21 protein-coding genes are annotated in these 23,303 nt (G+C 45.7%); 15 read left to right on the top strand and 6 right to left on the bottom strand.

All coding sequences use genetic code 11. The features are described 5' to 3' along the window. Positions 1–9 precede the first annotated feature (9 nt). Positions 10–3,495: a non-ribosomal peptide synthetase gene (locus tag BSQ33_RS08125; RefSeq protein ID WP_198298084.1), complete on the top strand. Its 3,486-nt coding sequence runs from the start codon at positions 10–12 to the stop codon at positions 3,493–3,495. 122 nt (positions 3,496–3,617) lie between these two features. Here the strand turns inward: BSQ33_RS08125 and BSQ33_RS08120 are convergent, their stop codons facing one another. Then, positions 3,618–4,439: a Cof-type HAD-IIB family hydrolase gene (locus BSQ33_RS08120; RefSeq protein WP_021021165.1), complete on the bottom strand. Its 822-nt coding sequence runs from the start codon at positions 4,437–4,439 to the stop codon at positions 3,618–3,620. A 172-nt stretch (positions 4,440–4,611) separates the two neighbouring features. Then, positions 4,612–5,610, bottom strand: a complete 999-nt coding sequence (locus BSQ33_RS08115) for an alpha/beta fold hydrolase (protein WP_420070607.1) — start codon at positions 5,608–5,610, stop codon at positions 4,612–4,614. 72 nt (positions 5,611–5,682) lie between these two features. On the opposite strand from BSQ33_RS08115, the gene rhtB reads away from it, so the two are divergent. Next, positions 5,683–6,300, top strand: coding sequence for a homoserine/homoserine lactone efflux protein (rhtB, locus tag BSQ33_RS08110; RefSeq protein ID WP_021021163.1), 618 nt, complete (start codon positions 5,683–5,685; stop codon positions 6,298–6,300). 9 nt (positions 6,301–6,309) lie between these two features. Next, on the top strand, positions 6,310–7,536 hold the full coding sequence (locus tag BSQ33_RS08105; RefSeq protein WP_021021162.1) for an EAL and HDOD domain-containing protein: 1,227 nt from the start codon (positions 6,310–6,312) through the stop codon (positions 7,534–7,536). Between the two features lie 76 nt (positions 7,537–7,612). Here the strand turns inward: BSQ33_RS08105 and BSQ33_RS08100 are convergent, their stop codons facing one another. Then, positions 7,613–8,083, bottom strand: a complete 471-nt coding sequence (locus BSQ33_RS08100; protein WP_021021161.1) for a Dps family protein — start codon at positions 8,081–8,083, stop codon at positions 7,613–7,615. 213 nt (positions 8,084–8,296) lie between these two features. Between BSQ33_RS08100 and BSQ33_RS08095 the strand changes: the two genes are divergently transcribed. The 4 genes from BSQ33_RS08095 (at position 8,297) to BSQ33_RS08075 (ending at position 11,899) form a co-directional block, all read left to right on the top strand. Beyond that, the gene (locus BSQ33_RS08095) at positions 8,297–9,301 is read left to right on the top strand and encodes an acyltransferase (protein WP_088133825.1); all 1,005 of its coding nucleotides are present in this window, start codon (positions 8,297–8,299) and stop codon (positions 9,299–9,301) included. 50 nt (positions 9,302–9,351) lie between these two features. Next, positions 9,352–9,723: a DUF4145 domain-containing protein gene (locus tag BSQ33_RS08090; protein ID WP_088133824.1), complete on the top strand. Its 372-nt coding sequence runs from the start codon at positions 9,352–9,354 to the stop codon at positions 9,721–9,723. Between the two features lie 857 nt (positions 9,724–10,580). Next, positions 10,581–11,174, top strand: coding sequence for a lysoplasmalogenase family protein (locus BSQ33_RS08080; RefSeq protein WP_021021157.1), 594 nt, complete (start codon positions 10,581–10,583; stop codon positions 11,172–11,174). Between the two features lie 134 nt (positions 11,175–11,308). Further along, a complete protein-coding gene (locus BSQ33_RS08075) occupies positions 11,309–11,899 on the top strand; it encodes a YhgN family NAAT transporter (RefSeq protein WP_021021156.1) in 591 nt (196 codons plus the stop codon). A 35-nt stretch (positions 11,900–11,934) separates the two neighbouring features. Here BSQ33_RS08075 and rsmD read toward each other — a convergent pair whose 3' ends face one another. Then, positions 11,935–12,537: a 16S rRNA (guanine(966)-N(2))-methyltransferase RsmD gene (rsmD, locus tag BSQ33_RS08070; RefSeq protein WP_088133822.1), complete on the bottom strand. Its 603-nt coding sequence runs from the start codon at positions 12,535–12,537 to the stop codon at positions 11,935–11,937. Positions 12,538–12,779: 242 nt separating this feature from the next. On the opposite strand from rsmD, the gene ftsY reads away from it, so the two are divergent. From ftsY to glpG, 6 genes are all read left to right on the top strand, one after another. Then, positions 12,780–14,012 carry a signal recognition particle-docking protein FtsY gene (ftsY, locus tag BSQ33_RS08065; RefSeq protein ID WP_088133821.1) on the top strand — a complete coding sequence of 411 codons (1,233 nt, stop codon included), beginning with the start codon at positions 12,780–12,782 and terminating at the stop codon, positions 14,010–14,012. Positions 14,013–14,179: 167 nt separating this feature from the next. Further along, a complete protein-coding gene (ftsE, locus tag BSQ33_RS08060; protein ID WP_021021152.1) occupies positions 14,180–14,854 on the top strand; it encodes a cell division ATP-binding protein FtsE in 675 nt (224 codons plus the stop codon). Beyond that, entirely contained in the window at positions 14,844–15,824 is a 981-nt protein-coding gene (ftsX, locus tag BSQ33_RS08055; protein ID WP_021021151.1) for a permease-like cell division protein FtsX, read from the top strand. Before ftsE ends, ftsX begins: the two co-directional genes overlap by 11 nt. 170 nt (positions 15,825–15,994) lie before the next feature. Continuing rightward, the gene (gene rpoH, locus BSQ33_RS08050) at positions 15,995–16,849 is read left to right on the top strand and encodes an RNA polymerase sigma factor RpoH (RefSeq protein ID WP_021021150.1); all 855 of its coding nucleotides are present in this window, start codon (positions 15,995–15,997) and stop codon (positions 16,847–16,849) included. A gap of 397 nt (positions 16,850–17,246) precedes the next feature. After that, positions 17,247–17,570: a thiosulfate sulfurtransferase GlpE gene (gene glpE / locus BSQ33_RS08045; protein ID WP_021021149.1), complete on the top strand. Its 324-nt coding sequence runs from the start codon at positions 17,247–17,249 to the stop codon at positions 17,568–17,570. Between the two features lie 93 nt (positions 17,571–17,663). Beyond that, positions 17,664–18,500 carry a rhomboid family intramembrane serine protease GlpG gene (glpG, locus tag BSQ33_RS08040; protein ID WP_021021148.1) on the top strand — a complete coding sequence of 279 codons (837 nt, stop codon included), beginning with the start codon at positions 17,664–17,666 and terminating at the stop codon, positions 18,498–18,500. A gap of 70 nt (positions 18,501–18,570) precedes the next feature. Here glpG and BSQ33_RS08035 read toward each other — a convergent pair whose 3' ends face one another. Next, complete coding sequence (locus tag BSQ33_RS08035; protein WP_021021147.1) at positions 18,571–18,981, bottom strand: flagellar basal body-associated protein FliL; 411 nt, start codon at positions 18,979–18,981, stop codon at positions 18,571–18,573. 167 nt (positions 18,982–19,148) lie between these two features. On the opposite strand from BSQ33_RS08035, the gene BSQ33_RS08030 reads away from it, so the two are divergent. Beyond that, a complete protein-coding gene (locus BSQ33_RS08030) occupies positions 19,149–19,694 on the top strand; it encodes a chorismate lyase (RefSeq protein ID WP_021021146.1) in 546 nt (181 codons plus the stop codon). Further along, entirely contained in the window at positions 19,691–20,551 is an 861-nt protein-coding gene (gene ubiA, locus BSQ33_RS08025) for a 4-hydroxybenzoate octaprenyltransferase (protein ID WP_021021145.1), read from the top strand. Before BSQ33_RS08030 ends, ubiA begins: the two co-directional genes overlap by 4 nt. A 125-nt stretch (positions 20,552–20,676) precedes the next feature. Here ubiA and plsB read toward each other — a convergent pair whose 3' ends face one another. Continuing rightward, the gene (gene plsB / locus BSQ33_RS08020; RefSeq protein WP_021021144.1) at positions 20,677–23,100 is read right to left on the bottom strand and encodes a glycerol-3-phosphate 1-O-acyltransferase PlsB; all 2,424 of its coding nucleotides are present in this window, start codon (positions 23,098–23,100) and stop codon (positions 20,677–20,679) included. Positions 23,101–23,303 lie beyond the last annotated feature (203 nt).

The following is a 23,303-nucleotide window of genomic DNA, read 5'->3' as shown; positions in this document are numbered from 1 at the left end:
ATTATCGCTATGTCTATGAGCAATATGATCGATGAATCGATGTCACGATGGTCACAGGCCGCAAGAGCGTCTGAAGATATTGACTTTGTCAAAGATGCGGAGCCGGAGACATTGTCAGTGAATCCGGTCGGTGACTTCTCATCACGCACACCGCAATCGAAATATGATATCCAGCCTTGGTCTACCGGTGCGGTATTCGCACTTCCTACCGAGTACCAAACCATTTTGGATCTGCTGGGGCAGCAAGTCGAATCATCGCCGACGCGACTGGCATTGTACGACGGACAAACATCGTGGACGTTCGCGCAACTGAATGAGCAGGTCAATACTCTTGCTGCGAACATCCTGCGAGCTGGTGTCCGTCGTGGCGATGTTGTTGGCGTTGCGTTACCCAGAACAGGGATTGCCGTGATTGCGTTGTTGGCCGTGATGAAATGTGGTGCCGTGTATCTTCCGGTTGATCCGGATTATCCTCAAGAACGGATTGAAGCCATTCTGGAACAGGCATGTCCCCGTGGCGTGCTGATCGATGAGTATCCACCGTGTGGTTTGCAACAAGCAATCCAGCATGTCACGACGCCATTGTGGCGACTCGAAACATTGTTGTGCGCCGGAGAAGCTTTTCCCTCTGATTACCCCTCCCCACAAAGAGAGGATACGGCTTATATTATTTTCACGTCCGGTTCGACCGGCAAGCCGAAGGGGGTATTAAACCACCATGGTGCGTTACTGAATCTTGCGCTGTCTCATCGACAGACGATTTTTGAACGGACGCTGTCGCAGTTAAAACAAACACGCGATTGCCCCGTGGTCCGGGCCGCGCATACCACTTCTTTTTCTTTCGATGCCTCTTGGGAACAAATTTTATGGATGATTCACGGGCATACACTGTATCTCTATTCAAATGAACAACGTCGGGATGCGTTTGAGCTGAGCCGACTGGTTGAACAAGACCACATTGACGCTTTAGATCTGTCGCCTTCGCTGTTTTATCAGATGCTGGAAGCCGGACTGATGACCATGTCACATGTACCGACGCTTGTCTTGGTCGGAAGTGAGGCGATACCACATAAGCTGTGGCAGAAGGTGAGTGAGTACCCTGCACTGATTGTTGAAAATTTCTATGGGCCAACGGAATATACGGTTGATGCGGTCAGTGCCAGTTTTAAGGTCGATGATACGCCGGTGATCGGGCGACCCATCGCCAATACGCGCACCTATGTATTAGATGAAACACTGACGCCGGTACCGACAGGGTGTGTCGGAGAGCTTTATCTCGCCGGCGCAGGAATGGCGCAGGGATATCTCAATCAACCCGGGATGACCGCAGAACGCTTTGTCGCGGATCCATTTGTTGCCGGTGATGTGATGTACCGAACCGGCGACTTAGTGCGGTGGTCTGAAAAGGGGCAACTTGCTTTTATCGGACGTTGTGATGATCAGGTGAAAATCCGTGGGTATCGGATCGAGTTGGGCGAGGTTGAAAATGCCTTGTCAGTGCAGCCAGGTGTCGCTCAGGCTGTCGTTGTCGCGCCGCCTTTTGCTGGTACACACCGCTTGATTGGGTTTTGTGTACTGACGCCTGATTATGCCCGTCAACTCAGTGGGGAGCATTTAGCGGCTGCTGTGGCGCAAGTCCTGCCTGATTATATGGTGCCTTCGGTAATTGAGATCCTAGATGAGATGCCAATTAATGCGAGCGGTAAGATTGACCGTAAAGCGTTGGCTGCGATGCCCTTGTCGGTGACCCGACGGCTTGGCCGCGCACCGCAGACTGATATCGAACGACTACTGTGTCAGGAAGCGCAGTCATTATTCGGGGTCTCTGGGATCTCTGCGGAAGATGATTTTTTCTCGCTTGGTGGTGATAGCATCTCGGCAATGGCTTTGGTCAACCGGATACGTCAGCAAGGATACCTTTTGAAGGTCAAAGATATCTTTGTGGAGAAGACACTGGAAAAAATTGCACTGCAAATTGACCATCATCAGCACGCCGGCGTACCACATGTGGATGATTCCGCAGCCCCGATCCTGATGAGTGATGATGTCCGGGCACAATTTACGGCTGAATATGGTGAGATTCATGACATTATTCCGACTTTACCGGTTCAGAACGGTCTGCTGTCTCATGCCCGAACCAGTGGTCAACAGAGTAACTATAACGCCCTGACAAAGATGCAGTTCGTCGGTGACATGGATGTGCAACGCCTACAGCAAGCGCTCGATTGTGTTGTGTTACGTCACCCACAATTACTGGCTCGTTTTGATGTTCATATTTTAGATCAAGCCGTTCAGGTGCTCCCTCAAATTACAGCGTCGGCTGCGAAACAAGGAAACCGCTTATGGCCGCTGGAAATTTGTTCTCTCAATGAATTACCGAGTGAGGCGCAAGATGCTGCGCTGGCCTCGATTGAGTCCCGTGAAGTGTTACGTCCCTTTGATATGGACGATACCCGCCAGCCATTACTTTATGCTGTATTAGTGCATCATCATGACAACCAGCATACGCTGTTTTTATCTGAACACCATTTGGTTATCGACGGATGGTCAATGCCGATTTTGCTACGCGATCTGCTTCAGGCGTATGTTCAGACTGCGGGGTTAGCAACACCGCAAAGTCCGGAGCGTTATGCCAGCGTGATTCGACAATTAGCTTCACGAGATAAATCTGTTGCCAGACAAACGTGGTCACAGGCATTAGCCGGTGCGCAGCCGACCCTGATCTATCAAGGTGAATCACCGTCAGCACAGGTCAGAGATGCATCTTTTCAGTTATCGCCCCTGATGACGCAGAAGCTGATGGCGCTTTGCCAACACAATGGTCTAACCGTCAATTCGTTGATGCAAGGCGTGTGGGGAATGATCTTGCGTGATATCTCCGGATGTGAAGATGTTGTTTTTGGTTCACCGGTTTCGGGACGTCTTTGTGACATTGAAGGCATCGAATCTTATGTCGGTCTGTTTACCAATACGGTTCCTGTCCGGATGCGACTCCAGCCAAATCGTTCCTTGATTGAACAACTGAAAGACGTTCAGTCGGAACAGGTTCATCTGTGTGAACACGATATGTTGGGGTTGGATGAAATCGAGCAACTGACGGGAGAAGCGTGTTGGTTTGATACCATGTTATCCGTTGATAATTATCCGAATTATGACCATTGGTTTAGCATTGATTACCATGGCATGAGACTGACAGCGATGGAAAACCGAGGCTATACCCACTTGCCCCTGACCGTTTTTGTGACTCCCGGTGAATGTTTGGATGTGCTGATTGCGTACCGATCAACCCGCTATTCACCTCAGCGTCTGGCAAGGCGGTTTGAACAATTGTTGGAGCAGATCATTGAGCAACCGATGATGGCGCTGAAACATTATACTTTGGCAGCTGACTTTGCAGTGCCGACTGAGTCACCAAATATGGGGGGCGACAACCATGCAGTATCGGTTGACGCAAGTCACTTTGTGCAAGCGACGATGCCGACATCAGTCAACTGAGTGAGTTGGTCAGTCGTCATATTGAATCCCAACGGTCGGGTATCCACCACCAGCATTATCGAATATCGATTGCTGGTGGATCGGATAGATAACGGATGCTTGGGGGAAGAATGCTGTGTGAATTACAACAAGTGTTGATGCAGATAGTGGGCGACAGCATCATCCGCATGACTACCGATACGTTCAGTCTGTGGCAAAGCTGAGAAGACTTTCTCATGCGCAGTTTCCATGACCAGTCCTCGACCAGCCATCGACAACATTTCAATATCATTCATCCCGTCACCAAATGCGATACAGTGGTCTAATGTATGATTCAGTGAATTGGCAACCACTTGTAATGCATGACCTTTTGATATCTCAGGTCCCATCACTTCAAGGCATGTGGGGCTGGAGAATGCGATCGTTACTTCTCCTGAGAAGCGTTGATTGAGGATATCCTCATAGCGCACCAGCGCATCGTGGCTGGACTGCCTGTGAGTGAAGAAAATTTTTGCCACATTATCTAACGGTGGATTTTCCGGATCAAACATCTGAAACGTGAATTCAGATTCGTTGTGATATTGTTGAATCGTTTCATCGATCGCACTGAGTCGCCATTGATCATCGTGGTACATATGAATGAAGATATCCGGATCATTTTTACAGAGATCAATCAGACTTTGCACCAAATCTTTTGGGACATTGCGGCTGAACATCAATTGATTGTCCGGGCTATGGATACGGGCACCATTCGAGGTAATCATGAATGCAGGGATACCGGCAATTTCACGGATACCTGCCACATCAACGTGGTGACGTCCGGTTGCAAAGATAAATGTATACCCTTTCTGATGGAGGTCTTTCAGTGTGCTCTTGGTAAATGGGCTTAACTTATGGTCTGGAGCGAGTAATGTACCATCAAGATCAGAAGCAACAATACGAATATCTTTGCTGGTAAGCGTCATAAAATCCTCATTTGGTAAACATGAAATGCAGAACTGCGTTATTGACTATTTTACGAAAATATAAAGGGGAAAAAGAGGGTAAAATCTATCTTGTGTCTTTTCCTCCTTTATTTCTGACAGTTCTGTTTGCAAACTTGTCATCAATGGGCTTGTCATTCATAGGGCGGCGTGGTCAGGCTGAGCGGTAGGATGAAAAGTGCCGCAGAATTGCATCCAGAGTTGGGTTTCGATATTGATCGCTCTCAAACAGCAATTCATGACTTGCCCCTTCAATCTTAAGGCTGGTGCAGTATGGGTTGGTTTTTGCGACTTTGTGACAGAACAAATCCTGGGCAGGATTACTGACAATTCTTTCTTCTCCCGCTTGTATGACTAGTGTGGGCAGCGTCACTTGTCGCGTCAGTTGATGGCATTGTTTGATGGCCATGAGGCTTTGCCAGACCCATTGTGCACTGGGCCCGCCTAATCTTAATTCAGGATGACTATCATACAGCTGTCTGAACCAGCGATATCTTGTCTGGCTATGTGTCAGCGGATTATTTTCAAACGGTTTAGATAAGTATCCCTGATAACCCGGTGCATATTTCGGCTCAGATGTCAGTGCAGCCAAAATCTGAGTCAAAGGAAGGGCAATCGGACGTAGTAAATAGGGGATGTGGACGCCGAACATCGGTGCGGTGAATGCCATCGCATCAAATTCATGATCTGGATGGGTCTGAATATAGCGTGTGGCGACTGCCCCCCCCATCGAGTGGGCGAGTAGAAAACGGGCTCGGTAAGTTTTGGATACTAAGGTTTGTGCAAGGATGCTTTCCATATCACGCACATAATCATGAAACTCGCCGACATGGCCGATCTGCTTATCAGTGCAAAGTCGCTCAGACAGTCCTTGCCCACGGTGATCATACGTATAAATATCATAGCCTTGACGGAATAAATCGTAGAGAAGCTCCTGATATTTCCACACCGACTCTATGCGTCCGTTCGCAATCAGTATCATTTGGTCATGATCGGGGTGAGTAAAACGGCACCAGTAGAGTCGTTTCTTATCATATGCACGGAGTGTCCCTTCCTGTCTCTCCTGCCAGAAAGTTGAAATATCATTGCTGACGGCTTGCTCAAAGAGAAACTCTTGCGTATAAGGGAAGGTCAGTATTGTATGTTGATTCATAATCCAACTGATTGCTGATAGTATGAGAACTATTCGTATTGCGTTAAGTGTCTTTATTATAGAGGAATTCCCATGGAACTACACGTCTGGCTTGCTTATGTTGCCACGGCAATTATTTTCAGTCTGGCTCCTGGTTCTGGAACTGTTAATTCCATCAGTAATGGTCTCAATTACGGTATCCGTAGATCTCTGTTTGCGATTGCAGGGCTTCAGTTGGGATTAGCCTTTCATATCTTGCTGGTCGGGATTGGGGTCGGCGCTTTGGTTGCTCAGTCTGTGCTTGCGTTTAGTCTCATTAAGTGGATTGGTGTCGCTTACCTTGTATGGTTGGGTATTCAAAAATGGCGTGATACTAGCACGTCTTTTACGACTGAATCACAGACTTCTCATCAACCTTGGGTTATGTTACGTAAATCAATGTTGATCAATTTAACGAATCCGAAATCAATTGTTTTTCTGGTGGCACTTTTTCCTCAATTTATTCAACCGGAAAGCCCCCAGATGAGCCAACTCATTATTTTAGGTGTCACGACAATGCTCATCGATACTCTGGTGATGCTGACATATACTTCGCTTGCAGCGAAGCTCAGGCGATATATGCGCTCGGAATTGATGATGCGTCGTTTAAATAAGGTGTTTGGATCTGCATTTTTGGGTTGTGGTGCTTTATTGGCTGTGGCAAAAGCCTAGGTTCGAAAAATGCGATATACATATGTTGCCCGTCAGCCAATCCTCAATGCGAAGGGCGTTACGCTAGGCTATGAGTTACTTTTCCGAGATGGGGAAATGAATGCCTTTCCATCTCACATTAGTTCAGAACGGGCAACCTATCGTCTAATTGCTGAAAACTTTCTGACAGTTGGCAGTCCATCGGATCGACGATCGGCGCGTTGCTTTATCAATTTCCCCTATAAAAGTCTGATTCGCCGTCTTCCCTTCACGCTGCCGAAGCACCGGATCGTTGTCGAGGTGCTGGAAACCTGTGAACCGACCGATGAGTTATACCATGTTATCCGTGACTTACACCGCCACGGCTATTTACTGGCACTGGATGATTTTGTCTATTCGCCAGCGTGGGAACGATTTCTCCCTTATGTTCATATTGTTAAATTGGATATCATGGCGTTGGGGATTGATGAGGCTTGTCAGTTTGTTCGAGAAAAAATTGCTGATAAATATCAGTGCCGGTTTCTTGCAGAGCGGGTAGAAACGGAACAAGAATTTCTACAAACTAAAGCTGCCGGGTTCTCCTTTTTTCAAGGTTATTACTTTAGAAAGCCACAGGTGATGAAAAAGCGCTATGTGGTTCCAGAATACCTGACGGCAATGAATTTATTTATTGAAGTCTGTCAGCCTGAGGTGGATTTTGAACGAGTCGAAGAGATCCTCTCACAAGATGTCACGTTGTCTTATAAACTATTACGTTTTGTGAATGCGCTTTCAGATCGCATTTGTGTCAACATCTCCTCGTTCCGCCAAGCGCTTATCTATTTAGGTCAGGATCGACTCAAGTCTTTTGTGTCTCTGACGGTTGCATCTTACATTGCCGTGGATAAGCCCAAAGAACTCTATCGATTATCGCTACAGCGTGCCCATTTTTGTCAACTGATGTCATCCCATGACGTTTTCAATGAGTTGAAAGGGCAGGCATTTATGATTGGTCTGTTTTCTGTGCTCGATGCCATTTTGGATATTTCCATTGATGATTTAATGGAACAGCTACCATTACCCGAAGTCGCGAAAGAAGCTCTGGCGAAGCGTAAAGGTGCTTTTGGCGATCTACTGACGATCCAAGAACATTTTGAACGAGGCGACTGGCATGGCATTGAAACGGAGAGCGCTAAAATCGGTCTATCGGTTGAGGAAGTCAGTCAATCACTCCATGAAGCATTGTGTTGGAGTAACAATGCTCAATATATCGTGTGACCCCTCAGACCGATAGTCATAGAACGTTCTCAGAATTTAGCTTGGGTGTGATATGTGTTTTTGAAAACCAATCACTTTATTGTAGCCAAGCGTTAAACATCCAGATTTGTTTTTCTTGTTCTCTGATGTAATCGCTCATCAATGCTGCGGTGCCTTCGTCACTTGCATCACCAGCAATTCCCAAAATTTCTCGTTGTTGTTTTACCAGTGTTCCGAATCCCTGAACCATCCCTTCAACTGTTGTTTTTGCCTGCGAAGCTTGTTTATGCTCCTGAATCTCAGAGCACGATACATAATCGCTGAAGGTATGCAGTGGTGTACTGCCTAACGTCAGAATACGCTCAGCAACTTCATCGATTTTAGTGAGCAGATCAGTATAGATTTCTTCAAACTTGGTATGCAGTTCAAAAAACTCTGGCCCTTTGATGTTCCAGTGGTAACCCCTGACATTCATGTAGAATACCTGATAGTTGGCAAGGAGTTGATTTAAAGATGTTGCAAGTTTTTGGCTCGTTGTACTGTCTAAGCCGATGACATTCGTATTCATAAGACACTCCATCTATTGCTGAGTTCTGTTCAATTCCCGTACATCATAAGTCAGCCAAATAATAAAATAAATTTGGTTAAGCTGATTTTATCCATTGGTAATTCCTATCAATCTAAATTTCTGACATAAGCTTGAATAAAAGATAACCATAGAATGTTGTATCTGACAGCGCTATCTCGCTAGAGTCGTCGATGAGATAAGAGGAGATTCAAAATGAGTCCCAGTCGGGTTTTCTATTTCGATTTACTGCGTTCTTTGGCTGCACTGTTTGTTGTCGGTATTCATGTCTTGGGACCATTTCGTCATCAATATGGTGTGATTCCTTTTGATCACTGGGTGGTCGCTGCCGGCCTGAATAGTGTCAGCCGGTGGGCCGTTCCGGTCTTTATTATGGTTTCTGGTGCGCTGCTTATTCATGATGCCCGTCCTTTCGACGGGAAATACTATCTCCAGCGCAGAGTTATGAAAGTGGTGATTCCGTTCCTGATCTGGTCCGTTTTCTATGCTTATTTATCCGGGTGGGATGCGACGGGTTTTGACTGGGATAATGTCAAGGCACGACTCTCCGAGATCCCCCATGAAGCAACCTATTATCATCTTGGATTCTTTTATTATTTTATCCCGCTATACGCTTTAATCCCTTTCTTTCATTGGGCCGTCAGACGATATGAATGGTTTACGCCAGGCTATCTGTTGCTCTGGCTGTTCAGCTCCGTCGCGTATCTGTTTTACTGGAATGGGGTCTGGTCTTATTCATTGTGGCTTTATTCCGGCTATCTGCTGCTCGGATATTATCTGTCCCGGAAAGCGATTCATGTCTGGCTTTGGGGGCTGCTGGGAAGTATCGGCTTGATGATAACCGCTTATATGGTGATTCATCTGAGCATGGATGCGGGAGAGTATACGGTCAAGCGTTGGCTTTCCTACAAAACGATCAACACAGTTGTGATTGCGGGGATGGTTTTTGTGATGTGCCGACATTGGGGGGAGCGTTTATCTCCGATGTGGCAGAAATTGGTACGTTTTACCAGCCGCTATAGTCTGGGGATATATATTCTTCATCCGTTGGTTTTATGGCCCATGCATCATTTTGAGCTAAATTTCGCAGGACATCCACTTTGGGTGATTCCATTATGGATTATAATCAGTTATATCGGTGCTTTGGTGATGAGTTGGATATGTGCTCGTTTCCGATTGACTCGCTGGTTGTTGCCATAACATCAGCATCATAGGTTATCTGGGCATCAGGATGAATCGAGGGGATAGCCATGTCAGAGATTGAAAAAGTTGTTATCAGAACACGGAAACTGGAACATCTCCTTCGTGTTCAATATCACGCAGAAGGACGAGGATTACATCAACTGATCTCGAGTTGTGAAAACCGCTTACCGCATAATGTCATCAAAAAATTGAGATATATTGCGACGGTGCGCAACAAATTACTGCATGAAACCGATTATCAACTAGACGATTGTGAAGCATTTTTAGATGCTTATGACGAGTGTATGAAAGAGTTAATGCCAAGGAGTAGTCGCTTTATCTGGCGTGCCGCTATTTCTGTGATGATGGTGATGACGTTAATCGCTCTCGGTGTTTATTACATTCATTGGGAGTTTGTATCTGCGAAGTTATTTGAATGAATAGTTTGATAAACAAAAAGGGACGCTTTTTAGCGTCCCTTTTTGTTTATCAAGATGTCAATAAAACAGAGGCAGTGTCATAAGGCCGAGAATAACTGCAATCATGACAAGTCCCTGCTTTTGAGATGGCGTGATCATAACACACTGCTCCTAAAATTTATTTGTTAACATTTATACAGAGTATCACTTTTTCACGATTGATCAAATTTATTTTGTAAAATCTTTGAAAAGATATGTTTGTACTGCACCAATGGTGGTTTATTGCTGGTTTTTAATGTTGTTTTTGGCTGTTGGTTATTTGCTCTATATCGATATTTGGATGTATTTTGTTGTTTAACTCGTTGAATTTAATTGAAAATATTATAATTTTTTAGTGGTGGTTATATAGCCTTGTTGGTTTTGGTTGTTTAGGTGGTTCTATGGTTTTTACAGGTCTTTTTAAGCAAAAAAATAGCTTCTTTATCGATGTGTTTGACAATAGTTATCATATTGAATGCCGTGAACGGCAGTTTTCAGTGGTCTGATGTGTTTTTTATTCTGTGATGTTTGAGTTTGGATTTATTTTTTGTTTAACTGGAAGTTGTTTTATAAGTAATTGTTTTTTATGTTTATTTTGTTTCAAATGGCTTTCAATTATGCCATTGAAAACGGATTGATTGCGCATCTGTATTTTGTTTTTTTTGCTAAAAGTTGATATTCATTCATTTATTGTCAATTTTATGGTTTTTTAGCGAATTTTTCTGTTTTTCTACAGGGTCGATTTACTTCTTTACTCAGATCCAAGTTTTTGACGTCATCGGTGGATTTCTCATAAAACGGTTATAAACTAGCAGCTGTTCAACACGAAGGTAGCTTGTATGCAGGAAAGCCATGTCGGTCACCAAAACAGACTCTCTTTTTATTTGGGGGGCATTTGTACCACAGTATTACTGGTTTTGATGTGGAGCCTTACGTCAGAGTGGCGTGCTTCAATCGTCTGGACTTCAGTTGCATTATGTTGCTGTCTGATTTTTACTTGGTCCTTTGTCGGACAAACTAAATTTCGCTTATCTTTTTCCGCTTTCCTATTGAGCTGTATCGCTTTCAGCTTGGCCTTCTGGCAACATATTTTGTCTCCGATCCAGTGGTGGTTGCCGGTCACCTTGATTGCTCTCGGTATTGTTCTCTATCTGCTTTTCCTGCCTTATATCGATAAACGAATGACGGTTGTCGCTGTTTTAGGCACCGGACTCCTCGGGCTGATTTGGTCTGCCAGTAGCTGGTGGCTTCAGACTCGCAGTTGGAGTGCTCTGGAAGCCTCTGTCGGCGCTGCACTATGGTTTGTGGTGTTTTTTCGGGTCATGGTTTATCCGGGTCAAAAAAAGGTGAATGAACTCTCGTTAGTCACGACCAGCGGATTTTTAGTCGCTTTGTGTCTACTTGTGATTGCAATATTACCAGCGCATGCCTGAGTTGATTTTTTGGGGTGCTTCTGATGGATGGCCGTGCTTGAGTACAGCGCCCTCCGACGTGCTCATTCGGGCGTCGAAATCTTGCTTTTAGGTTGTTATACTTCGTTTTTTATTGAACCGTCTGAGATGTAAGTATGGAAATTATTTCCGTCGCGACCATGATGTTTTTGATCATGGACCCGCTTGGCAACCTCCCTATCGTGCTTGCGATATTAAAACACCTCGACCCGAAACGACGACGCATCGTGTTAATCCGGGAATTGTGTTTTGCACTACTCATTCTGATGATTTTCCTGTTTGCCGGCAAAAACATCCTTGGTTTCCTGAAAGTGGCACCGGAGACGTTGAGTATATCTGGCGGTGTGATTCTGTTTATTATTGCCATCAAAATGATCTTTCCCAGTGCTGGTTCCATTACAGGGCTGGCTGCTGGCGAAGAACCTTTTATCGTACCGATGGCTGTTCCGATGATTGCCGGACCGTCTTTGATTGCATCATTATTGGTATTTTCTACACAATCGCCAAATGACTTACCAGAGCTGGCGTTGGCTGTTTTTCTGGCATGGTCCGGCACTTCCGTTATTTTGATGTTTTATGACTTTTTCCACCGGATTTTAGGAGAAAGAGGTTTAAAAGCAGCCGAGCGTTTGATGGGATTACTCTTGGTGATGGTTTCAACGCAGATGTTTTTGGATGGCATCAAAAGTTATGTGGCAGGCGGCTGAGTCTGTTTCAGGCCCGCCATTGGAGAAGCCCCTGTTTAAGGGGCTTTTTGGTATAAGCGATAACAAACTTGTCCGGCATTTTTTTCTCGGTAGAGTTGCCAGGATGCAGGGATGTCAGTGACAGGCCATTCTTTTTCACTCTCGATATAAATCATTGCCTGTTCGTGTAACCACTGCTTGCTCTCCAGTAAGCGAAGTGTTTCCTCCAGTAGCCCCTGTCGGAACGGTGGGTCGATAAACACAATATCATAGGGCTCTTCTGGTGGTGTTTGAGCGAGATAAAGCAGCGCATCGCTTTGAATGATCTGGAGTTGCGTTGCTGACAGCGTCTGCTGATTTTTCCTGAGCTGCTGAAATGCGGCCGGGTTTTTCTCGATCATGGTCACTTGTTCAGCCTGACGTGATGCCGCTTCGAAGCCCAGACTCCCTGAGCCAGCAAACAGATCGAGACAGCGGGCCTGAGGGATATCGGTCGCCAGCCAGTTAAACAGGGTTTCTTTGACTCTGTCTGTGGTGGGTCTGAGGCCTTCGGCATCATGAACCGGCAGTTTTCGGCCTTTCCACAATCCACTAATAATCCGAATAAAGCCTGATTTGTCTCTTTTTTGTGACTGGTTTGGCTGACGATGTTTTCCCATGATTTTTTGACCGAAAATAAAGTGTTAATATAGCCGCCCGGCCTGTTTTGTTGCAGACGGGTGAAGGTACGAATTGAAGCATGATGAAGTTTAACAGCCTGAGTTTAGATTTTTCACGGCTTTGTCATTTTTCTTTTCCTGAGCATATCAATATTCTGAGAAAAGTATGATACCAATGACGTCATCAGTAGAACTGGTATTATAACGTTTTGAACCGATGAATAAATCTAGGATATTTCCAGATGACAGAAAAAAAGAAGCGTGGCCTGCTGTCATGGCTTGGTTTTGGTGATGATGAGACTCCCAATGAAAAAAATGATCTGACTGAAACAACGACCGAAAGTGATGTCGAAGAGGCGGTCCTTGAAGCGGACGAATCTTTGGCTGAGGTTGCGCCGACAGAGGAAAACGCGGTCAGTGAAGCTGCGGAATTGCCTGAGCATCAAACTGAGGTTGAAACGGATCGTATCCCGGAACCGGATGACGAGAGTCACGCAGATCCTGTCCCGGAAGCGTCTCAACCCGTGAGAGTTGCTGAACAGGAAAAACCGACTGAAGGATTTTTTGCGCGTTTAAAAAGAAGCCTGAGCCGGACTAAAGCCAACATCGGTGCTGGATTTTTTGGTTTATTCAAAGGGAAAAAGATCGATGAAGATCTTTTCGAAGAACTTGAAGAACAGTTGCTAGTCGCCGATGTCGGTATGGATACAACGGTTAAGATCATTAACAACCTGACAGAAAAAGCCAATCGCCAACAGTTAAAAGACGGTGAAGCATTATACGGTTTGCTGAAAGAAGAAATGGGAGAAATTCTCTCTCATGTCGAGCAGCCTTTAGTGATTGATGAACAGAAAACGCCTTACGTGATTCTGATGGTCGGTGTGAATGGGGTGGGGAAAACCACCACAATCGGTAAGCTGGCGAAACAATACCAGATGCAGGGCAAAAAGGTCATGCTTGCTGCCGGTGATACATTCCGGGCCGCTGCCGTTGAGCAATTGCAAATCTGGGGAGAACGCAATCAAGTACCAGTGATTGCCCAGCATACTGGTGCTGACAGTGCCTCCGTGATTTACGATACCATTGAAGCTGCTAAGGCTCGGGGGATCGATGTGGTCATTGCTGATACTGCCGGACGATTACAAAATAAAGGTAATCTGATGGAAGAGTTACGCAAAATTGTACGCGTTATGAAGAAGCTTGATGAGTCTGCGCCGCATGAAATCATGCTGACCTTAGATGCCGGTACTGGCCAGAATGCGATCAGCCAAGCCAAACTCTTCAGTGAAGTTGCGCCAGTGACGGGGATTACCCTGACAAAACTTGATGGAACGGCTAAAGGTGGGGTAATTTTTGCGATTGCTGATCAGTTTAAAATCCCAATTCGCTTTATTGGTGTCGGAGAAGGCATTAATGATTTACGGCCTTTCCAAACGGAAGAGTTTATCGAAGCATTGTTCAGTCGGGATGAATAGCCACCGTGAGATCAATCGCGTTGGTCATGCCTGAAACCTGTGATCATGAAACCAATGATCGTGAAACCGGTGGCGTTTACAACGGACGATGCTGCAAACCTGACTGTAGTCAGAAAGTCTATAGACGGGCAACAAACATGGATTATGCTTGAGGAAGGGGATAGCGAGTGATCAGATTTCAGCAAGTGAGTAAAGCCTATCGAGGGGGACGACAAGCCTTACAAAAAGTCGACTTCCACCTCCGTCGTGGGGAAATGGCATTTGTTGGTGGGCATTCAGGTGCCGGGAAAAGTACATTACTGAAATTGATTTGTGCTATCGAACGGCCAACTGACGGGCGAATCCATTTTAACGGACACGATATCACGCGTATTCCGAACCCTGATATTCCGTTTTTACGGCGAAATATCGGGATTGTCTTTCAAGAACATCGGTTGTTGATGGATCGCAGCGTGTTCGATAATGTCGCACTCCCGATGCGCATTGAATCGATCTCTGAAAATGAGATCAAAAGACGAGTTTCAGCAGCTTTGGATAAAACCGGGCTTCTGGATAAAACGCGTTGCCTACCGAGTCAGCTTTCCGGCGGGGAACAGCAGCGCGTCGGTATCGCTAGGGCAGTCGTGAATCGACCGACCTTGCTACTGGCTGATGAACCGACCGGTAATCTCGACCCGGATTTATCCAACCGGATTCTTCGCTTGTTTGAGGAATTCAACCGTGCAGGTGTGACAATCCTTCTTGCTACGCATGATATTAACCTAGTTAACTCCCGTCCGATGTATCGTCATCTCGAGTTAAACCAGGGGTTCTTAAGTGAGGTTGAAGATTATGGCCACTAAGCCGAACAACAAACGCACCTCCAACGCAAAGAAAAAACGAGAACAAAAGCGTCCGCCTCGCGATCACTTTCTGGCAATACATTACAAGCAAGCTAAGTTGTCTTTTCTGGCGCTTTGGCAGCAGCGACCGATGGGCAACTTACTGACACTGGCGGTTATCTCGATGGCGTTAACCATGCCTGCCTGTCTATACCTGTTAAGTAAAAATGTTGCCTCGGTTGCCAGCCATGTCGCCACGCCTTCACAAATCAGCGTTTATCTTGAAGAAGGGACACCAGAAGCTCGGGTGATGGTGCTGAAAGATGAAATAGAAGTGCGCCCAAGTGTTCAGAAGGTTGAATACATTTCTCCGCAACAAGGGTTGGCCGAGATGAGCCAACATGCGGGGTTTGAGCAAGCGATCAGTCTGCTGGATGATTATGCATTACCCGGGGTGATCGTGATTACGCCTGCGGTGAGCAATCAATCCGAAGTGAAGCAGTTAGCTGAAAGCCTTCAGCATGAGCAGAATGTGACGGATGTACGCCTTGATGAAGATTGGCTGACTCGCTTGGATGCGATCAAACATCTGGCAACAATGGTTGTCGTGAGTTTGTCACTGCTGATGTTTGCCGCTGTTTTCTTAATTGTCGGGAATACACTACGTTTTAATGTGTTAGCCAACAAAGAAGAAATTCAAACGATGAAACTCATCGGGGCGACAGATGTATTTATTCTGCGTCCTTATTTATACGCCGGCATGTGGTTTGGTTTGCTCGGTTCACTCAGTGCATGGTTATTTACCGCTTTTCTGACTATATTGTTTAATGGTGCAGTGAGTCAGCTTGCAACACTCTACGATAGCCAGTTCCGTCTTTTAGGGTTAGGTTGGGATGAATCCTTGTTACTCCTGATGGTCGGTACATTACTCAGCTGTATCGCAGCGAAGTTATCTGCACAACGACATTTGAAAGAAATTGAACCTGTGTAGAAAAGATGTGTCTTATCTCCTGAGGTTCACTGTGAGTGAAAGTGGGATCTTGACTTCCGATAGAAAATTGTTTATCTGTATCTGTTGGACTTAACTCGTAAGCAACAAGATGATAGAGTCCCACATAATAGGTTGAGTACACTCTTAATCAGAAATTGATGAGGAATTGAATGACAAACCATACGTATCCAATGGCAGTTGTGACACAAGATAGCCTGGACAGCTATATCCGTTCTGTGAATAGTTATCCGATGCTGAGTGCAGAAGAAGAACATGAGCTTGCGGAACGATTACATTACAAAGGTGAAATTGAAGCCGCGAAAGGGTTAATTCTGTCGCATCTTCGTTTCGTTGTTCATATTGCTCGTGGTTATTCCGGTTATGGATTGCCAATGGCAGATCTGGTTCAGGAAGGCAATATCGGCTTGATGAAAGCGGTCAAGCGCTTCAATCCTGAAGTTGGTGTTCGTCTGGTCTCCTTTGCTGTGCACTGGATTAAAGCTGAAATTCATGAATACGTCCTTCGCAACTGGCGTATTGTTAAAATCGCGACAACGAAAGCGCAACGGAAACTTTTCTTTAATTTAAGAAAATCGAAAAAGCGTCTTGGTTGGTTCAACCATAGTGAAGTTGAAACGGTTGCGAAAGAGTTAGGTGTTGAACCGTCAGATGTCCGGGAGATGGAATCTCGCTTGGCGGCTCAGGATGCGACCTTTGATATGTCTGTTGATGACGACGAAGGAAATGCAGCGTCGGCACCGGTCCTTTATCTCGAAGATAAAAACTCTGATGTTGCTGAAAATCTGGAAAGCACCAACTGGGAACAGCATACCAATCATCGTCTGTCGTTAGCGATATCGAGTTTGGATGAGCGTAGCCAGCATATTGTCCGGTCTCGTTGGTTGAATGAACCCAAAGCAACGTTACAAGATTTGGCCGATAATTATGGTGTATCCGCTGAGCGTATTCGTCAGCTGGAAAAAAATGCCATGAAGAAACTTAAGGATGCTGTCGGAGAAATGTAGCCATCCGTTTTTCTCAGCGAGAACAAATTCAGAAACCGGGATCCCAGCGATCCCGGTTTTTATTTTTGATCCAAACCAGTGCAGCTCTGTCAATGTCAGCCTGTGGATAAGTCTGTGTTTAAATGATTGACTTTCGGTGTATGAGACGTCATTACCAAGCGCTGAACAGATTGTTCAGCTTGGGGATATCAAAAGATTTACACACAATAAAATAAAGATCATCACTACATATTGTGGATCATTTTCGCTGTGACTACTTTATCAACACTATTCACAGCTTTATCCACTGATGGTGCAAAAATGATCAATCACGGATAACCCTTGTGATTCGATTGTATCGATAGGACCTGAATAGGTTACAATAGTGTTCACCGATAGAGTGCGGGAGTGATAAATCATGGAGCAATTTCAACATATTGATGTTCAGGGTGCGCTGAGCATGATGCAAGAGCAGGGCGCAACGTTAGTCGATATTCGCGATCCCCAGTCGTTTGCCGTGGCACACGCTGAAGCTGCGTTTCACTTGACCAACGATACGATCAATCAGTTTATGGCCGACGTGGATTATGAGACCCCAGTGCTTGTGATGTGTTATCACGGTGTCAGTAGCCAGGGCGCAGCACAGTATTTGATTAATCAGGGGTTTGAAGCGGTATATAGCATTGATGGTGGTTTTGAGGCTTGGCATCGGGCGAATTTACCAGTCTCATCGTTGTCATAACATCAGGGCTCTCCATGGCGGTGGTGAGCGCATCAAATGACGTTGTGAATCATCCAATGTCCTACTACTATTCGACGAAGAAGAGACAGAGATATGATACGTCTGATTACGATCGATAATCCTCGTTTGGGGCAGGCATTCATTGATTATATGGCTTTAAAGCATATAGACATTGTGATGTCACCGGACTTAGAAGCAACGTTCTGTTTATGGTTAGTTAAAGATGAAAACTTGGATGAAGTTGAAATCGAACTGAAGCAGTTTTTAGCACATCCGGAAGATCCGAAATATAGCGCGGCATCTTGGCAAACCGACGGCAAGCAAAAACCCTTATTTCGTTACCGCTCACCGAGTGTTTTACAACTGTTTTACGCCAAAGCCGGTTATATGACATTGAGCGTGTGCTTCGTATGTATCGTTGTTTTTGTGCTTCAGATGTTTGGATTGCAGCAAACAATGTTTAATCTGCTCCATTTTCCCACTTCTCAAACTGGGGTTTGGCAAATCTGGCGTTGGGTTACACCGGCTTTTCTGCATTTTTCGATACTCCATATTATTTTTAATCTGTTGTGGTGGTGGTATCTGGGGGGCGATCTCGAAAAACGCTTGGGCGCCTGGAAATTGGCGAATCTACTGGTGTTGTCTTCGGCCGGTTCAGGGATCGTACAATATTGGAGTGATGGTCCGGGGTTTGGAGGGCTATCTGGTGTGGTTTATGCGTTAGTCGGTTTTATTTGGATGATCGGCTGGAAGCGACCTGAGCTTGGGTTATCCATTCAGAAACCGTTACTTGGTTTCATGCTAATCTGGTTAGTGATTGCTTTTGTGCAACCCTTTATGCCAATTGCCAATAGTGCACACGTGGCTGGATTGTTGATTGGAATGGGACTCGGACTGTACGAAGCGAAACGAGCTCCGGCAAACGCATAAGATAGATGAAACACCCCGGATTGTGCCGGACAGGCTGGCTGTCTCTTCTTCGCAGACGGCCTTTTTTAGGTTATTGATAAATATATTTAGTAAATAGTAAATCAGCGATGATGGAACGCCCTGTTTCCGGTAAAAGCAAATCGTTGATTTTTTTCACCAACATCTTTCTCAGATCTTCTCTACCCGCAAGAGAGCGAATCGTATCCTCAGTCTGTTTCCCCATCAGCTCGACGACTGTATCGCGAATCAGTGGCTGATGTTTTTCGATGATCGGTAGATCTGAAGCACTGGCGACCATAATCTCGATACGAACTTGAATGTAGCCAAGCTCTTTCCCTTTGGTAAAGAAATTGGTGGTTAGATCAGGTTCCAGCGTAAAGTAGGCAAGCTTAGGCGCACCTGAATCCTCAGCTGCATAGCTAAGCGAGACAGAGAACAGGCCTGTCATGAGAATGATGAGGGCTAAATAACGTTTCAGCATAATAATGTTATAATCTGACAAAGGTTGATGATATTCGAATCGCTCTGATCTTGTTACAATAGTTTACCCATTGATAACAAAGCTGACAGCCTTCGACATTCGCTTCAAAACAATATCCTAATCAGGACATTATGCAATCACAAAGGCATTCACATAAAAATAGTAGTATGTATCAATCAGTTTCGCCTTATCTACCGCTATTAAACCAGATAATCTGGCAAGAATGCGAAAGTTTTTATTTTCCGACGCCAAAGATTAGACAATGGTTACAAGAACAGGGATCGCTTTCTCTGTTGATGAAAAACTATTGCCAGTCTCTATCCGTTGATGTACTCCGGCATGACTGGGAAGATACCGCGTGGTTTTCTGTACAAGAACAGAGCTTGTTGTCTTCTCCACAACGATGTCTGGTGCGTCAGGTGTTACTGTCGGGTGACAACACACCATGGGTGATTGGTCATACGCTGATTCCGCAGTTGGACAAGAGTGACTTATCGAATCGCCTCTTTCAATTGGGAGCAAGTTCACTGGGGGATTTTGTGTTTCAATCTGAGGATGTTCAACGAGATGCGTTACAGGTCGCAAAAGTAGACACTGAAGATGGCGTATTGTGGGCGCGTCGCTCAAGGCTATGGATGGCACGTCAACCGATGCTTGTCACTGAGCTATTTTTACCAGATGCCCCCGTGTATGTGAAGGAGAACGAAGAATGACTGTATCAAAGGCAAAAGCATACTGGCAATTGATGCGAATGGATCGCCCAATTGGCTCTTTGCTGTTGTTATGGCCGACGTTATGGGCATTGATTCTTGCTGCCGAAGGCATTCCGGATCTGAACGTTCTGTTTGTTTTTGTTCTTGGAGTCGTCTTCATGCGGTCAGCCGGCTGTGTGATTAACGACTTTGCGGATCGTCATGTTGACGGGCATGTTCAACGAACACAAATGCGTCCCTTACCGGCTGGCCTTGTGACCGAGAAAGAGGCGGTCGGTTTATTTCTGATTTTGTCGTTGTTCTCGTTTGCGCTGGTTCTGACGATGAACAAACTCACCATTCAACTCTCCTTTGCTGCGATTGTGTTGGCGTTTATTTATCCTTTCATGAAACGTTATACACATTTACCGCAGGTTTTTTTGGCACTGGCTTTTAGCTGGGCGATTCCGATGGCTTGGGCGGCACAGTCAAATAGTTTACCGGGCGTGGTCTGGTTTATTTTTCTGATTAATTCTGTCTGGACGGTGGCTTATGATACGCAGTATGCGATGACCGATCGGGAAGATGATTTAAAGATCGGCGTGAAGTCAACAGCGGTTCTGTTTGGCCGCTTTGATAAGCTGATTATTGGCACACTCCAACTGATCACGTTACTAATGCTAATTGGTGTCGGTGTGATGTATCAGTTGAGCGCTGCGTTTTATTGGAGTTTACTGATTGTGAGTGGATTATTTGTTTATCAACAACATTTAATCCGGCACCGTCAGCGAACTCAGTGCCTACAAGCATTTCTGAACAACAACTATGTCGGCATGGTGGTTACTGCGGGTCTGCTGATTTCCATGTGGTCCCATTAAGCCGTAAATGCAGCGTGGCAAGAAAAACGGCATCAAATGATGCCGTTTCTTTTACCTGAATAAACCAAAGCTGCTGCGTTTGCGTTTGATTCAATGCTGTTTACCCAACAAAGCCGGGACAAACGTTACTCAATCAGATAAATACTCTCTCTAATCGTTAAGCGGATTTCAGGATAGAGCAAGGTGAACATCAGTTCAGACAATTGCTGACATTTTTCCGCACAGAGTTGCTGATCATGATTGAGATAGTCTTGCTGTTTCAGCGTGGTCATTAAGGCCGTAAATACACCTTTATCAAAAAACTCCGGTGCATTAATTCCATGGAGCCGTCCGAGACGACGGGCGATTTCCTGACTATTTTTTTCGAGTTCGCTTTTCGTCATCTCCGGTGTTGAGACCAGTAAATTTAACGTAATTGCGTAACGCTGTAGTGTTTCGGAAATCGTTCTGCCGAGTAAGATTAACACCTGAGTTTTGGCTGGATTGATTGACACCGTGTCATCTTCACATTGGATTAACTCCTGACGCTGCAATTCGCGCAGATAAGCATCAATATGATCGTTGAGCGCTTCCGGCTCAAAACTCAGGAACAACTCTTGCTGAATGAATGGATAGATAAGCGCCACATAACTGCGCAGCGTATCGAGTGATAGCGATTGATGACTCACCAGTATCTGGGCAATCAGTGACGGCAAAGCCAGCAGATGAATAATATTATTGCGGTAGTAAGTCATCAGAATCGATTGGTGACGATCCAGAGAGATGATTTCACCAATACTGTCGGATTCGATCAAAAACTTATCGAGCGATGTCGCATGCTCCACCAGTGCCTGCGCACTATCTAGCGGAACGGTCATTGTTTCTGAATAAGGCACATTGCGCAGCAGATCAAGATAACAGTCGATCTGTTTGATCAAGTTTTCCCGGGCAAGTGCACGCTGACGAGAAGCGAGCAGGGCGGTTGCACATAGCGTCATGGCATTTGCTGCCGCCGCATCATTGACACGGGTCATCACCCGGGTTGCCAGTTGATTGACAAGCGGTGTGATCCACTGGGGACGACTGTTGCCAACCCGATCAATATCTTTCGTCCAGTCGGGAACTTGCTCATTCAAAAACTGATTGAGCAAGATTGGTTCGCCAAAGTTGACATATCCCTGACCAAAGTTCTTCAGCTTACGAATGGTTCGGATCACCAGACCCGCATTTTCTTTTTCTTTCTGCTTACCGCGCAGCTCTTTGGCATAGGTCGAAACTTCCATGACATGCTCATAGCCAATGTACACGGGAACTAAAGTGACCGGACGGTTGAGACCTCTTAACATGGCTTGAATCGTCATTGCCAGCATCCCGGTCTTGGCGGGCAGTAGGCGTCCGGTCCGTGAGCGTCCCCCCTCACTGAAATACTCAACGGAATATCCTTTTGCGAACAAGTCAGCCAGATATTCGCGGAAAATCGTCGAATAAAGCTTGTTGCCTTTAAAACTACGGCGGATAAAAAACGCCCCGCCACGACGGAACAACGGCCCCGCCGGGAAAAAGTTCAGATTCAGGCCCGCAGCGATATGAGGAGGTACCATTCCTTCATGATAGAGCACATAAGACAGTAACAGATAGTCCATGTGACTCCGGTGGCAGGGCACATACACAATTTCATGGCCATCTTGAGCCAGACGGCGGACACGTGCCGCATTGTGCACATTGATCCCTTGATAAATCCGGTTCCAGAGCCATTTCAGCAAGCGATCACTTTTGCGCACAAGAGAATAAGAGAAGTTTGCTGCAATCTCATCTAATATTTTCAGTGCTTCTTTTTGCGCTTTTTTCTGCGAAATATTTTTGGTTTTGACTTCGTCATTAATTGCATGGCGAATGGCTTGGGATTGCATCAACCGTTGCAATAATACTTCACGCTCCGGCAGTTGCGGCCCTGAGGCGGCCAGTTTCTGGCGTGAAAAATGAATCCGGGCGACCCGCGCAACTTTATGGGCGATAGCGGCATCCGTGCCATGGCTGTCTGCCATATAGCGCAGAGAAACCACCGGACTGAAACGCACTAAGCAATCTCTGCCGGACAGCAATACCGCCTTGGCCTTTTGTGGCCCGTTCATGGGTTCCAGATAAGCTTTGCTCTGATTTTCTTTGCCGGGTTTTCTGCCCCACAGGACGGAGGTCGGCAGTAGCTGAATATCAAGCTCAGGATTGGCTTGATGTAATGCAAGTAACTCAGTGAACTGAGTCACGGAGCCGTAAGGTACATCATCATCATTGCGAATCAGGGTTGGCCGGGAGGCAATAAAAATATAACGTGTGAGTTTTTTACCATCGATTTCCAACGGTTGAAATGGATCCGGTAGTCCTAGTTTCTCCGTTTGCTGTTTTAAGGTCAGCAGATCAACAGTCGATTGAAATGGGAGTGCGTAGACGATGGGTTTTTCCAGGTCAATATTATGATCAGCGATGGGATCGGCTGGAACAACCGAACTCTTGGTCAAAACAGAAACAGGGATGGTTAATAGCGAACGTGATACTGATTGTCGGACTGACATAAAAGCTCGGACTCTCAAGAATGAATAACGAAATTGGGGCCAGATTGTCACAACATGAATGATATCGTTCTGGCCACCGGAATGTGGCTTAGAATAACAGAAACAGGGGCAACCTTTTACTACTCACGACTATTTTTGTGTACTACTACTGTTCTCTGCCACCGTCGTGATAGGATTCTCTCTGTTTGTCCAGATGTCCCTAT

Source organism: Vibrio gazogenes, assembly GCF_002196515.1.
Classification (GTDB): domain Bacteria; phylum Pseudomonadota; class Gammaproteobacteria; order Enterobacterales; family Vibrionaceae; genus Vibrio; species Vibrio gazogenes_A.
This window is presented reverse-complemented; position numbering and strand designations above follow the sequence as displayed.

What these genes read in the sequence shown, in the direction of transcription:
- BSQ33_RS08125 (WP_198298084.1), top strand. Translation starts at nt 10, where the DNA reads ATGTCTATGAGCAATATGATCGATGAATCGATGTCACGATGGTCACAG.
- BSQ33_RS08120 (WP_021021165.1), bottom strand. Translation starts at nt 4,439, where the DNA reads ATGACGCTTACCAGCAAAGATATTCGTATTGTTGCTTCTGATCTTGAT.
- BSQ33_RS08115 (WP_420070607.1), bottom strand. Translation starts at nt 5,610, where the DNA reads ATGAATCAACATACAATACTGACCTTCCCTTATACGCAAGAGTTTCTC.
- rhtB (WP_021021163.1), top strand. Translation starts at nt 5,683, where the DNA reads ATGGAACTACACGTCTGGCTTGCTTATGTTGCCACGGCAATTATTTTC.
- BSQ33_RS08105 (WP_021021162.1), top strand. Translation starts at nt 6,310, where the DNA reads ATGCGATATACATATGTTGCCCGTCAGCCAATCCTCAATGCGAAGGGC.
- BSQ33_RS08100 (WP_021021161.1), bottom strand. Translation starts at nt 8,083, where the DNA reads ATGAATACGAATGTCATCGGCTTAGACAGTACAACGAGCCAAAAACTT.
- BSQ33_RS08095 (WP_088133825.1), top strand. Translation starts at nt 8,297, where the DNA reads ATGAGTCCCAGTCGGGTTTTCTATTTCGATTTACTGCGTTCTTTGGCT.
- BSQ33_RS08090 (WP_088133824.1), top strand. Translation starts at nt 9,352, where the DNA reads ATGTCAGAGATTGAAAAAGTTGTTATCAGAACACGGAAACTGGAACAT.
- BSQ33_RS08080 (WP_021021157.1), top strand. Translation starts at nt 10,581, where the DNA reads ATGCAGGAAAGCCATGTCGGTCACCAAAACAGACTCTCTTTTTATTTG.
- BSQ33_RS08075 (WP_021021156.1), top strand. Translation starts at nt 11,309, where the DNA reads ATGGAAATTATTTCCGTCGCGACCATGATGTTTTTGATCATGGACCCG.
- rsmD (WP_088133822.1), bottom strand. Translation starts at nt 12,537, where the DNA reads ATGGGAAAACATCGTCAGCCAAACCAGTCACAAAAAAGAGACAAATCA.
- ftsY (WP_088133821.1), top strand. Translation starts at nt 12,780, where the DNA reads ATGACAGAAAAAAAGAAGCGTGGCCTGCTGTCATGGCTTGGTTTTGGT.
- ftsX (WP_021021151.1), top strand. Translation starts at nt 14,844, where the DNA reads ATGGCCACTAAGCCGAACAACAAACGCACCTCCAACGCAAAGAAAAAA.
- rpoH (WP_021021150.1), top strand. Translation starts at nt 15,995, where the DNA reads ATGACAAACCATACGTATCCAATGGCAGTTGTGACACAAGATAGCCTG.
- glpE (WP_021021149.1), top strand. Translation starts at nt 17,247, where the DNA reads ATGGAGCAATTTCAACATATTGATGTTCAGGGTGCGCTGAGCATGATG.
- glpG (WP_021021148.1), top strand. Translation starts at nt 17,664, where the DNA reads ATGATACGTCTGATTACGATCGATAATCCTCGTTTGGGGCAGGCATTC.
- BSQ33_RS08035 (WP_021021147.1), bottom strand. Translation starts at nt 18,981, where the DNA reads ATGCTGAAACGTTATTTAGCCCTCATCATTCTCATGACAGGCCTGTTC.
- BSQ33_RS08030 (WP_021021146.1), top strand. Translation starts at nt 19,149, where the DNA reads ATGTATCAATCAGTTTCGCCTTATCTACCGCTATTAAACCAGATAATC.
- ubiA (WP_021021145.1), top strand. Translation starts at nt 19,691, where the DNA reads ATGACTGTATCAAAGGCAAAAGCATACTGGCAATTGATGCGAATGGAT.
- plsB (WP_021021144.1), bottom strand. Translation starts at nt 23,100, where the DNA reads ATGTCAGTCCGACAATCAGTATCACGTTCGCTATTAACCATCCCTGTT.